Annotated in this window: 1 protein-coding gene; it reads right to left on the bottom strand. The window is 41.0% G+C overall.

Annotated features, from left to right (window positions below):
• Positions 1–33 precede the first annotated feature (33 nt).
• Entirely contained in the window at positions 34–14,868 is a 14,835-nt protein-coding gene (locus tag ACTQWB_RS02940; RefSeq protein ID WP_441500278.1) for a SpaA isopeptide-forming pilin-related protein, read from the bottom strand.
• Positions 14,869–14,960 lie beyond the last annotated feature (92 nt).

The raw sequence follows: 14,960 nt of genomic DNA on the forward strand, positions 1-14,960 counted from the left end.
TCGCGCATGGAAAGTGAAATCGTAATTCTAGCATTAGCCAATCTCACCTCCCTTGCGTTTTCTTCTGTATCGATAAGCCAGCCAGATAGCTGGAATTATCAACGAAAGTACTGCAAATGGTGCCTGATTTTGGGTATCGACACCTACATCAATTGTGACCTCTTTCTTGTTGGTCAGTTCTATGGAAATTTTGTTGTTGGTACCTGAGGTATTTAATGGTACTCTTACCACACCCTTGTTATTGGACTCATGTGAAATCACAGTATCTTTGCCATCTGCACCTTTGATTGTTACCACTGCGGTATAATCAAGGTCATTGTCCTCGCTGATCACAAGAGTGGCCCCTACCGGGATTGCACCTACTCCAAATGCCTGCTTGTCATCTCCTGTAGCAGAAGCACTTGTAAGACCTTTTTCTGAATCGTATTTCTCATTCATTTTCAGGTTAATGGTTCTTTCTCCAATTTCAGTGCCATCTGGCTCATATACCTTCATATTAATCTGGAAGGTTCCGTTTAAGTCACCCATATTTCCTTCTACCTTTTTCGTCAGGTCAAAGGAGGCGGCTTTCATGTTACGGGAAAGAAGCTCACAGCCCTTTCCATCGCCGGCTGTTACGGTTACCGGGCAGGAACTTACAGTGGTTGTATCAGATCCAGAGGTTATGGTGATTTTCTTATCTTTATAATCATCTAACCTGGAAATGGTAATGTTTCCATCTTTTCCGACTTTTAAAATTACACCTGCTTTGGCTTCCTTTCCCAGGTAGTAGCCGTTGATTGTAGCGGTTTCTTGTAACAGATAGGAATTATCATGCTTTAGCAGACCGTCAGGGAACGTAATCGTTCCGTCAGCTTTTGTAGTTGCTGTGTATACATATGTCTTTTTCACATCATCATACTTAAGACCTTCTGGTACACTTTCAGTCGGATATGCCCTAAAAGAACTGTCTGTCTTTCCATCACTGACCTTTCCATATGGAGTCAGGGTAAAGATTACGCCTCCAAGCTTCGTTTCAGCATTTTCATAATCCACTTTCGTAAGACTCATACGGATTAATTCATCCTTAATGCTTACTGTTGTACGATTGTTATCAAGAGACGCACACGAAGTTGTCGTACCTTCATCGGTGCTTTCGGTATATCCACCACTGGTTTTTAAGCTATTCTCATCAATCGTTCCATCTGTTTTCACATTGAAGGTAACTACTGCTGTACTCTCATATCCATCTGGTGCTTTCGTTTCCGTTAGGGTGTAGGTGTGTCCACCGATTACGCGCTCGATTTGAATCAGGATTGTTCCATCATCTGCTGTAATTTCAATGCTCTCACTATCAGCTCCATTTGCCAGCTTGTGATCACAATTCGAAATACCAGACTGGTCATTACAGGTATCCTTAAGTTCAAATACCGCACCTTTAAGTGGTGTACTTCCATTTTCCCCAACTTTTTTGATATAAAGCTTAATCAGCTCGTCGGTCATGGTAACGCGGCCAATCTGAATCGTTGGTGTCTCCTGCCCGATCTGCGTTTTTGAATCTAATGGGGCATCTTCATATTCTAGCTTTCCATTTGCATCTGTTACTGGATTTCCACTTGCATCCATCTTTTGAATCTGTACTTTTCCCTGGCGGTCAATGGTGAACGCCACAGGATTCGACTGTAGCTTGTAGCCTTTCGGGGCTGTTACCTCTACCAGGTGGTAAGTTTTAGCAGCAGTTGGATTGGCTGGATCTGTTGAATCTCCTGTATTGGTCGGCAGCCCGTATATTGTTACTTTACCGTCTGCTCCTGTCGTTACAGTTGATACCTTTTTGCCATTACTCATGTCCTTCGCAGAAGTAAAAAATTCTACTTTTGTACAATTGTTATGTCCTGACGAATCATTTGTACAGGATTCGCCTTCATGTACCTCGAATACAGCACCTTCAAGACCTTTGATATCCGCTTCTTTAACACCTGCTTCTGTGTCTACCTGATTGGTTTTATAAAAGACTACACTGTTTTTAGTGTTGGTATCTGAAAAATCAAACGTTAAACTAGCGCCATCTGCATAATTTGTTCCACCAATGGTAAATGTATGAGTGTTTATCACGTTATTATTTTGGTCTAATTCCAGCTTATATCCCGGCAATTCTGTCACTTCTGTTAATGTGTAAGTTCCCCACTGAAGATCAGAAAGCGTAAGGACACCATCATTACCTTTCGTAATAGTGATTTCTTTTTCTTGTGTTGCTCCTGCTATATTGGAATAAGTTTTTCCTGTCTCTACAATAAGTTCCTTTACCGTTGATGACGGGAAATATTTATCCACAACCGCATTTACAATAGGTGAAGTTCTCGTCAGTTTGTATTTAACTCCATTCAGTTTCTCCCTGAAATCCGAATCCGTTTTCGTAAGCGTTATCGTTCCATGTTTTCGGTAGTTTGGAAGATCATAAGTAATAGCATTTTTTATCTCATTACCATCTGCATATTTTACCACCTTTGTATGACAGTTTTGTGTGCTGGTACTTGTCCCCTCATCTGTAGTAGGCTCCTCGTAGGTCAGTGTCTTTTTATAATCGTCATTTGTGATGGTAAATTCCATAACCTTGTCATTTAGCAGATAGCCAGTCAGTGTTTGTGTTTCCTGCAACTGATAAGTACCTTTTTGCGCAATATCAATTGACAGCAAACCATTTTCACCAGTTGTGTAATCATCTACTTTACGATATGAACCATCTGTTTGCTTCTTTGACAGAGTAAACGTAACACCTTGCATTCCAATCTTGTCATAATTATCATGCGTTGCAGCTATTTCACTATTTTCAGCATCATATTTATAAAGCTGGAAATGTGCCTCAAATGCTGGATTGACAAGGTCAGAAGCCGTAGCTTTGTCCGTTTCTGTCGTTCTGTGGGAAAGCGTTGCTACTGTATAAGTATTTTTTCCATCTGTATCTTTTGCCTGATTTGCCTCCAAAATATTCACATAGGCGGTCGTATCATACGTTACCTTAGAAGCATCCTGTGTCGTTGTGTTTCCATTACGGTATTCTTTGTAATTCTCTGCCGTAATGTTCACAGTAAAGCTTTTGCCTTCGTTATAAGCGTTATCTGGTGCATCGGTTTCTGTGAATGTATAACCGCTGGCATTCTGCTGAAGGATAATCGTCTTTCCAATTACAGAGGCATCAGGGTTCTCGTCAGATTGGGCAACACGTTTTCCATCTGCATTGAAAATCAATTTTGAATCGTATCCAGCTTGCGTAATGGAGTCCCATACCAGATAACCTTCCGCAGATGATATTGCAGTACCGAGAACAGTTCCTGTATTTTCACCCGTTTCTCCTGCTATTCCGGTTTTTCCGAGCTTTACTTCAAACTTCGCCCCAGGTAAAATTTCAAATTTGTCACTCGTTCCCACAACTTTTCGCATATCTACAGGAGCGATGATTGCTTCATCTACCATTGTCAGGACATTGTTATTCAAATTCGTAGGAACTGCACTTGTGCTATCTGTGATTTTCCAATTACCGCTATTCAAATTGATGTCCTGTTCAGTCGGTTTGTTCGTTCCTGTCCATACATACAATTGGGAAACAACCGTAGATGTTCCGGGAATTTCTTTTGTAGTTGTTCCGGATAACATAAAGTAAATATCGTCTGCTGCCAGATAGCCTACTGGTGCCTGGCTTTCATGCAGGGTGTAAATGGTATTCTCCTTTAAGCACCCTTCCTCGATTACTGCGCTGGCTGTGAGGCTTCCACTGGAAGTATCACCGTCAGTTGAATCGCCGTTTCCACCAGAACTGATACTATCTGTACTACTGGAATCGTCTGTTCCACTGGAACCAGAACCATCTGAATTACCTGAATCACCAGTATTGCCAGAGTCATCTGCTCCAGCAGGAGATATCCAATTCCATTCACTTTGGTTCTTTCCAAGCACTGCTTTTTTATTATCTGCATTGCTTACGTCAGTTCCTTCATAAATTTCCAGGGTTGAACCGGTAAGAAGTTCTCCGCTTAAATCTTTCTGGTTGCAAGTCTTGGTGCCAGCATCAGTATCACTTCCACTACTCTTAATGTCATTGCGTTTTGCAATGGAAACCTTTGTTTTTTCATTCTTGACGGTAAGGTTTAGGGCAATGTGTTCTCCTGTGCTATCAGCTGACACCACAGGAGCTGGATTTGTTACACGTTCTCCTGCACCATTGTAATAATGGATATCTATAATCTCATTTTCTGAGTTCACAGCAAAAGTTACCATCGTTACTACGTTTGAAATACCATCTTTGGTTCTGGTCATATAACCTTCTGGTGCTTGTGTTTCTTTTAAGATGTAGCTACCCTTTCGAGAAATGTCCGGTTTCTTCCTTTCCTGAGTATCAGCAGGAAGTTCTCCAGTTTTCTCATCAACCAGGTAAAGAACACCATCAGAACCAGTGATACAATTTTGAACAATCGTTTCTGCGTCTGTACCAGTTGCTGAACCAGCCTGTCCATGATTTATAGACTTATAGGTTAGGGTAAATTTTGCTCCTGCAAGCTTACTATTATCTTTACTGTCCACCTTAACGAGCCCTAACGTCTTTGGCACCTTTGTCACAGGAGTATTTTTTACAATTATATCTTTCGCATCTATGCTGCCTGCACTTCCAGTATCAGAGTCAGTACCTCCGGTGTCTCCACTTGCATTAGCCACTTCTACATCTGTGCGGCCTGATACCTCATAGGTTATCTTCGCATAATCCTCATAACCAACCGTTGCACCTTCCGATGTAGTCGGTGTATTAGGTTTAATTTCAAAGAAAATATCTGCTGCCAGGCGATAGCCGTCTGATGCTCCTCGTTCTACCTCTTTCCAATAATATTTACCAACATCCAGACCGTATTTCAGGGCGCAGCCTGTGATTTTGTTCATAATACTGCCATCCAGATTTGCAAGGTCTATTTTTCCATCTGCACCTGTCGTCAGATAAACGTCATCTGTTTTTCCACCTTTCATGAGAACTGGTCTGTTGTTTATAAGTTCTCTATTGGAGCCTTTTCCATCATATTTGAAAAGCTGGAAAGAAATATTTGCAATTGGCTTATTCGTTTCTGAATCTTTTTTCGTCAGAGAAAGTGTTTTCAAGTAACGGCAAGGGTCACGCAATACCAGAATATTCTCATTTGCATCTGGCTTACAGGCATTTTTATAGGCACCATCTGCCTCATTACCATTTGCAGTCAACGGATCATTTTTCTGAACTGTATCTGCTGTAGATTCAGTTCCTGTATTATTGCCATTATTGTCCGCTTCACTGTTTCCATTACTTCCCTGCGCAACAAGCTTTATCGTTCCATCTGCATTTACCTGAAAACGAATCGGTTTCGCAAGAATGTAATTGTCATGAACACAATTTTCCGGCTCAGACAATACATACGTTTTATTAATATCCAAAAGACCGGTAATCGTCCAAGCTCCTGACTCGGTATCATAAGATACATAGTCTAGCTTTGTTTTTCCATCTTTCATGGTAGCCGGGCATTCAGGATTCTGATACAGCCTAATGGTATCTTCACCAGCTGTCGCTCCGCTGGCCGCATCGCCACCAGCTGTACCTCCGCTGGTTGAACCGTCTCCTGACGTTTTGTCGCCAGCTGGGAAAGTATTTCCATCTCCTTCCACTTTCAGTTCCAGATAACCATTTTTCTTTAACGGAACCTGTCTTCCGAACTGATCCATTTTATAGATTTTTACAACATTTGGTGTGTTGCTCCACTGATACTCTGTTATTCCAGTTCCTGTTTCTGCATTTCCATCTTCAGATGACATTGCAGAAATTACTGCTTTATTACTTGGATAAACCTCTGACAGGTCAATATCCATTGCGGTACTTTCGATTTTACTGATAACCGCTTTTCGTACCTTTGTATCAAGCTTATAGCCTGCTGGAGCTACCAGCTCTTTTATGTAATAGGTTCCGGATAAAAGAGTGAATGGATAATTGTCGTAACCAGTATTTCCGCTGGTTGCTTTGTATGCGCGAAGATACGGAATGCCGTTAACATTTTTCGATTCAGCAATTTCTGTTCCATCTGGCTTCAAATTTGTAAGCACCATAGTTGTCTTATCGGTAGAACCATTGACTACGTTTGCCTTTGGCACCATACCTGCGACCTGTGTGTTACAATCTGCTTCCAGATAAACTCCGAAATAAGCACTGCTCTCTCCCGTGGCACCATTATGAGTATCCAATGAAGTATAAGTCTTATTTCCTGATTCAGATTTTTCTGGTCCGGTTTTGGTAAAGCTGAGTACACCGCGGCTTTCCAGGTTTACTGCGATACTATCCTCACTCTGCTCTTTGCATTTATCATTAAAGTAATGCGTTGATTCCGTTGTTGATGCTTTGTAATTGGTTTTCAACTGCAAGCGAGTACTCAGATTAGAATCAGAACTATCGCTCTGGCTAGTTGTAGTCGTGCTAATCCATGCAGTTCCATGTTCTCCAGTATCAAGCAGCTCACCCTTATCATTTGTATTACCATTTCCTACAGTAAAGGTTATTCCTTTACTCCACACACTAAAGTCAGAACCAGCAGCTTTCTCCTTTAACAGATATGTTCCAGAAATCAAATATTTTTGCTGCTGCGTATCACCTCCGTATTTCCCATTGGAATTAATCAAATTTCCATTTGAATCCGTTTCAACATCAGAAACATACAGCGCTTCTCCTTCTGTTGTGCTTGAATCAACTGTGTAAATGTCAAATTTTATTCCCTGAAGTTTTCCGTCTTCAGTTACTCCCGGTGCCAAATAGGCTGCTGTTTTACTTAGATTCACGAATCCATAAATCATGCGGTTCGTTGCAATGGTCTTAATATTACCAAAGGATGGGGTCAGATTTATTACAGAATCTGTTTGGTCTTCAGCGTTTGTTTCGTTCCCTTCCCCAGACTGGTTCATTTGTTTACTCTCATACTGGTAGGAAACGTTATAAGCTCCATTGCTGTCATTTACTACGTTTATTCCATTAATCTTCGTTTCCAGAGCACGATAGGTAATCGCCTTTCCATCATCTGTATATTTCGGAAGGTTTGTCCAAGTATAGCTTTGGAGCTTGTCATTTGCAGACTTGGAACTTAATGTAACATTGGCAGTAAACTTCTCACTGGAAAGGCCCACATCAGATGCCTTTACCTCTGTCCACTCATCTTTTCCGCTATCCGTAGTCCCTTCTATTTTTTGCTGCAGCTGAAAAGTAGCTGTATATTCGCCGGTTGCTGTTTTCTCCGCATAATCCGTATTCTGCCAGATTTTCTGGACCGTGTAATCCTGCAATTCAATGTTCGTAAACGTATAATTCGTAGGATAATCTGCGGATTGTGTCGATTTTCCTGCGGAATTTGCATTTTCTCCATTTTCCGCATTATTTGTGCTAATATTAGTTTTGTAACCAGACACGGGCTGCTCGATTACCTTATATTCAAGCTCGTTTCCGTCCCGGTCATACTTGGGGAGATCCGTCCAGGTAATCACAGCTGAAGGTCCATATTTTGTTGAAGATACAGACTGAAGCTTTTGTTCTCCATAACTGTGCCATTCATTTTCATCCGTTGTTTTATACAGAAGCTCAAATGTAGCCGTCATGGAGTCACCATCCGTCCGGTACCATTGTTTGGTCACGCTAATGGATTTCGGTGGATTATCCAGAATCAGCTGGTTGGTAATTATACTCTCGTTACAACCGGCTTGCTCATCATATTTATGGTTTGGATTGTTATCAAGTGTTGCATATTTCGTTACATCTTTATAGTTTTGTGCTCCTGCAGCGATGGAACCAGAACCATAATTCGTTTTCCCAGTACTACTATCTATCTGGTCATCCGTATGTACTTCAACAGCCCGGAAATAAAGGGAGTACACCGTATAGTTCTGTCCATTTTCCCCTACATAGACTTCCGCAGTAGGAAGATCCTCCAGTTTCTTCGTCCAGTTATCTGCGGCAGATATGGTAAAGGTATATGGTTTCCCATTTTCGTCCAATACATCGTTCCAGTCACTTAGCACATCTTCTTCTGACGGCGTTGACCCAGGTGAATCTGGTTCGTTTCCGGTTACTTCATCTTCCGCGTTTCCGGTTTCACTGCTTTCGCTTCCTCCGGTTTCACTTCCTCCGGTTTCATTTCCTCCGGTTTCATTTCCTCCGGTTTCATTTCCTCCGGTTTCATTTCCTCCGGTTTCATTTTTAACTGTAACTCCTCGTTTCTGAAGGACAAAGGTCAGTTGCTCTGGACGGGACTGATACAGGTTATTCTGATCTCCTTTCCATTTTTTCGTTACAACAAGTGACGTAGAGTCCAGTGTATTCTCGATTACGGTTCTCTCCTTATTTTGTGTTGTGTACCTGCATTCATATGCACCAGCTGTAAGCTTCTTTGTACCATCACTCTCAGTTATTTCCTTCACTGCAACTCCGCCGATCTGAGTTTCCACGCAGCGGTAAGTATATGGATTGTTATTTTTATCAATTACAGGAAGATTCGTAAACTGGTATTCCCAGGAATTATTCTTGGTGTTTTTGATTACTTTCGTTTTATCCAATGTAACAGGATCTCTATAATCTTTCCATGTATTACCGTTATCTGTCGAGCGTTGAAGCTGAATGGTTATGGTTCCGGGACGAAGATTGTATTTATTATTTCCATCCATCCAGTTTTTGCGCACATAGTAGGAACCTGCGAAGCCATTGGTCATCGGATCCATATTGACCGTATTAGAATCTGCCTGCTTGCTAATCGCATCTGGCTTTTTATAGCCATTTACCGCTTCTTCAGCCAGCGTGTAAATATAAGGCATGCCATTTGGTGCGTAACGCTCCAGATTGTAAATTGTATAACTCCACTTATCAGATGTCTTTGAATCCGTTCCTTTATCCCAAACAATATAAGGAGTTGTTACATATGTATCTTCACTCGTTCTTTCCTTAAGTGTAACAGCTGTACTATCAACTTTATTATTCTGCCCTGTCTCATTATTTGTGCGGCGTGTCAACGTAACTGTAATGTTAGGTGGTCGCAATCCCTCCTCATCATCATAATCGTTCCATTTTTTCTCACCAGACAGCTTCACTGTTCCTCTCTGATCATAAGTATTTGTCGTACCTACGGAAACCGTATTCTCTGCATCTTTTTTATTCCAATTTTCCGGCAGGCTGATGATGTCAATCCGATTGTTGTATTTTAAGGAATTAAGAATTTCCTCAGTAATTGTGATTTCTCCAACCTGTCCATCTGCGGTCTGACCTGTTCTGATTTTCCCCCCTACAAGTGTGCCATCTTCAACCCCAGGTTCATCTGTATAGGTAATGCTATAACCATTAATTGAATTTTCTACTATATAATAGCAATACTGCACACCAGTTGGCGAATAAACCAGAAGATTCTGGAAGGTATAACTTGCTTCTCCATTTGGGCCTGTAAATTCACCTGGATTGATGGTATGTGTTTCAATCTTAGTCAGCTGCTTCTCTACAATTTTTCCCTTTTCATCCAGTCCTGCTGGTTCATACCGATACAGAGTGTAGGTTACTGACGGATATTTATTCTCACCGTCTTTAAGGTTATTTCTGCTCTCCCATGTCTTCGTAACTGTAATATTTCGCCGGTTCACATCACTACGGAAAACATTGGAAAGGGTTCCGTTGGTATTTACCTGAATATACAGCTGGCTGGAAATCGTATCTGTGATGCTCTCCCTTACCAGATAGGTATAACGTTTCCCGTCTGAATCAAATTTGGGAAGCATTGGTTTTCCATCCACCATATAGATGAAACCAGCATTTATTTCACCCTCTGTTACCTCGGCATCTGGAAACTGATAGCGTGTTTTATCGTTGCTTTCCGCTTTGCTTCCTGTTAAATGGGTGGTATCTACTTTTGTAAGCTTACCTGCCTTAATTAATGTGTTTACTTCATCATCTGTTTTACTCTGAATTTCTGTTATCAAAGAATCTGTAGTACGATAAAGAGTAATCACCGGATCCGGAAGTTCGTTCTCACCAGTCTGATATCCAGACAATCCGGTCCATGTTTTCTTACCAGTAATGGTCATGTAATCGGTGATCGTATTAGTAAACACTTCGTAGCTTTGTTTTCTTTGTTGACCAGACTTCGTTTCAGACGTAGGAACATAATTACCAAGTACTGTTTTACCACCATTATTCATGGTTTCGGTAAATACATAACCATATTCATTTCCATTTTCATCAAACTGTGGAAGCCCTTCAATCGTAATTTTCCAGTTATATCCTTTTTCCGGTTCACTGGAATCTGGATTTTCCGGCTTTGTTGTCCAGATCTGATCTTTATAATCTTTGTAAAGTTTATAGGAGGGCAGGTCTTTCAAAGATGTATTTTTATTTTTCTGCTGATCTTTCTTCAAATACTGATACAGATTCAGGTAGAGATCCGGACGATTGGAAGCTCCTACGCCTGCATCATTCCAATACTTATAGGCCACATGGCTCACAGTTCCTGTTACTGTATTTTCAAAAGCAAAGGTGTAACTCTGTGTCTTATTATCGTCTGTAATGCTTGTAGCAGTCTTTTTCTGAATATATGTATAGGTTGTTTCTGTGTTACCTGCACCATCTTCATCTGTGCCTGGATTTGTGAGTGCTACTTCTTCCAGATTATAGGTGTGTGGAATGCCCGTTGAAGAAAAGCGCAGCAATCCCTTTATGGCAAAATGCCATTTCGAGGAATTATCGTGCTCATTGGCAGTTATTGTAATAATGCCTGTAGCATGATCTAACTCTGCCTTCCATGTATTTTCTATTTCTGCTTCGTTATTTCCGCTTTGATTTTCTTCTTCCTTTTTATCCTGGTTCTCATCTGCTTTCACATCTGTTACAATTTCCACACTTACTCCATCTGGAACACTCATATAAGCACTTCCATCCTGATATAACTGGAATTTGACAGATTCTGGACGGGTATCGCTGGAGTTATTATTATCTTTCCAAGTTTTAACTGCATCAATATTCGCAATTCCTGTACGGGTATTTGTAAGAAACGCAACACTTCCATTGTTATCGTCAAAAGAAAGACGGGTGTTGTATTTCCTTGTAGTATTTTCTACAGTTCCAGAAAGATTATAGGTTGTAGAGCTGTTTACAGCATCCATCAGCTGGCTATAGCTGTATTGTGCTGGTAAGGCCCCATCTGTATCTGGATTTCCTACACAATACTCCAGCACAACATAATTAGCCCAGGTATCCTCAGAAACATTCGCCCACTCTTTTCCCTCGATTGCCCTTTCCAAATCCTTATAATAAATATAAGTAGTATTTTGATTAGAAGTGCTGATTTTTGCTTCAAGATATTTGGAATTCAGTTTTGAAAAATCTACGATATCTGTCAAATCTACACTGTCTTCCGAAGTGCCTATATCTTCCGGACCGTCTGTGTCTTCTGAATCATCTGTATCTTCTTGATTCTCTGTGTTCCCTCCTTCATTTGTCTGACCTAATTTCGTTTGTAATTCTTTTTTCAAATCTGATTTTTTATATACCCGGATTGTTACTTCTTTACGATTGGAAAGATCACCATTATCCTGCCAGATTTTGCTCACAGTGAAAAATCTACTGCCTTTTCCAGAAACATAATTGGTAACTTTTGTCTGATCAACGGTACGGTAATAGCTGCCATACCATTTTGAATTTTCCCTCGCCTGTTCAACCGTAAGTATTGTGCCATCTTCTTTTACAAAACTAACTTCTGTAGCCCGATAGTAATACTCATATCCTTCATCATCATATCTGGGAAGATCTGAAATTGTACTTGTCCAGGTACGCTCAGTCGTACTCGTGGTTCCACTTGAAGCCGGTCGGTTCACCGTCCAAAGATTGGAATTTCCATTTGGAACCTCTACATAAGCAGCTTCCGTCCCATCTGTTTTATCCTTTGTTGTCCGACGTTCCAATTTGAATTTTACCGAAATAATATCCTTCATAGCTTCGTCTGTAATGCTATTATCCCACGCTTTAATCAGCGTATAATCCCTCGGTTCAGAAATGGTATTGGTCTGTTTATAACGGTACTGCTGCATATTATCGCCACGTATAGCTTCGCCCTCATAGGAAGTTTTTACAATGTACTTCTTTCCATTTAACTCCAGTGTGCCGTCGCCATTTGCATCATAAACTACATTACAAATATTATTCCCTATTTTCACAGTTTCAATCAGCTTCGCTGTCGTCATATCATAGGGCGCACCTTCACTATTACAGGTATTCACATAATAAATGATTTCCTGTTCTGGCATACCCGCTGTGAAGCCAGTAATCGTCTGTGCCTGTTTCTGTTCGCCTTCAGTCAGTACATCATAAGAACCATTTTTGTCTGAATAGACGATCAGATCATCATATGTTTTTCCACCATCTGCACTGGCTCGAATTTTCAAGGTTACAGATGCACCATCAATCTCTGTCAGCCCGGATCTGTTCTGCCACAGCTTTGTAATGGCAACTGCTTCTTTTTTACGGCGTACATTGGATATTGTGCCATTTATCGGCGCACCATTTTTGTATGTCACTGTATTTCCATCAGAACCTTGCGCTGTATACTGGATATCATATTCTTCTTCATTTGTTCCGGAAAGTGTTTCACGTACAAAATAAACAAATTGCCGGCCCTGATCATCATATGCAGGGAATTGATACCCTTCCGGCATACTGGGAACGGTCTTATTTGTAAAACTGATTGCTGAATCTGTTTCCTTACTAATATTATAGGAAACAATATTTTCTTTTACAGTGCCATCTGCTGTTTTCGTCTGGAATACCACCTGAGCTGCAACGCCTTTGGAATAAGCTTCGTCAATATCCTTTGCTTCCGACTTTATATAACGCCAGAGCTTAACCGTCGCATCTGGTCTGGTATTGTTATGTTTAGCACCATCTGGATCTTTCCATACTTTGTTCGCAGAGAAATCTACCTCTTCATAAAGCACCTCTGTGATTGTTCCATTATTGTGACACAATGCGGTATCATTTCCAAAGCTTCCGGTTCCGTTATTATAGTAAGTTTTATAATTGTCCACCGAGTTCTGATTCACCACATCTTTTCCGTTTTCATTTGTAATGGATCCCTGCACCAGTACATAATCATATTCCTGGTTATTTTCGTCATATCTTGGAATACCTGACAGTTTCACAGACCATGTCCCACCGGCTCCCATCGTAACCGCACCCTCTGGCAGTTCATCGTATACCGGTTCATAATTTCCATTTCCAGTTTTACGATACAGCTTCAGACTATCAATTCCATCCTTGGGTCTTTTATCACCATCAGCACTGTCATTCCATACGATTGTTGCCGAAAAGTCCGTCTGTTCTTCCAGAGTGAACGTACGCTTTCCCGTAGTCTCATCGTCACTGCTGACCGCAAGATAATTTTCGTTTTCAATATCTTTTATCTCCACCTGATAACTGAGGTTTTTTCCATTGGCATCTACCGCCGGAAGTCCTGTAAAGGAATATTTCCCAGGTTCTGTCGTAGACTGCACCCAGCCAGGTTCTTTCTCTATATTCAGCAAAGATGAATAGTTCTCACTGGTCACTTCCGTCCATTCACCAGTATCCGTCTTAACCTTTAAAACAAAATTATCCCGGGTCAGCGTTGGCCGGTTCACATTATTGTTGTCAATCCATTTTACATCAAAATCTACAGAAACATTCTGTGCATAATTGACGGTAGTAACTTTGACATCAGTTCCGGCCTCTATGATTCCCTCCGCACCACCTGACGATTCCATTGGATCACTTTGCTTTCCATTTTCAGTTTTAACAGTGCTGTACTTTGCATCTAAACGATACCCCTCTTTTTTCTCCTGGGTAACTTCATATTTAATACCAATCGGAACATAAACTGTTGTAAGATTTCCCGTTACAGGGTTATAAGATAATTCAAGTTTTCTATCTCCATCCGTCAAATATTGATTGTGATAGGAAACCTTCATATTAAAGCTGGGATTATCCGTTCCCTCTGGCGTAACGGTTGGATTCAAGGTTAATGTCTGTGATTTCAGTTTAAGATACAGGGTTCCTGCTCCTGCTGTAGTAGAATCCGTAATAGCACCAGAAATCGGAGTGCCACTCTCATAATATGGAAGGTTTGGCTTTACATTGACCGAATAAAATGTAACATTATATGATACACCATCTACTGTCACATTTTTTGGCACATTCTCAATCGTGAAATCACCACCGCCATCTCCATCATGGACAAATTTCAGGTAAAAATCATTTTTAGACAAATCACTCTGTGCATTATAATCAATATCATGGGAATTACCATCACTATCCTTATACGTCAGAGTCACGGTAATCGGCTGCTCAAATTCAGATGGCCGCACCAGGGATTTCCAGTCTGTTCCATCTAACGTTTCATCATAAGCAATACTTCCAGTTACCCGGAAATATCCGGAAGCCACATTACTCTCCGGAGTATCTCCTTCTTCATCCAGCACCATGGGACCTTCAGCATCTCCCTCTCCAGCTGAGAATCCCTCTTCTGGTGTCACTGTAGCAGACACTTCCTGGGATGCCTGTCCTCCTTCCATGGAATCTGCCGCCTGATCAGAATCCAACTCTCCAGACTCCTGTTCATCATCATTTTCCTGTCCGTTCGCATCTTCCGTTATTTTTCCAGTTTCTCCTGAAGAAAAATCTTCTTCCCCAGTTACATTTCCTTCTTCCGCCTCCTGGCTTTCCCAGCTATCCCCGGAAATAAATCCCATATCCTCGGCCCCGGCTGTGACATTGGTATTGGATAAGAACAAAACTCCCGCTAGAAGACCACTCATGATTCTTTTTCTTAACGTATTTTTCATTTCATCAACCTCTATTTTGAATTCTTCCGTCAGGGCAGATTAAGGCACCCAGACAGTAAACCTATTTTCCATTTTGGGTCATTTTAGCATAC

Origin of the sequence: Blautia sp. HCP3S3_H10_2 (assembly GCF_052122375.1) — a bacterium.
Classification (GTDB): domain Bacteria; phylum Bacillota; class Clostridia; order Lachnospirales; family Lachnospiraceae; genus Blautia_A.

Coding starts and splice junctions, on each gene's coding strand:
- ACTQWB_RS02940 (WP_441500278.1), bottom strand. CDS start 14,868: ATGAAAAATACGTTAAGAAAAAGAATCATGAGTGGTCTTCTAGCGGGA.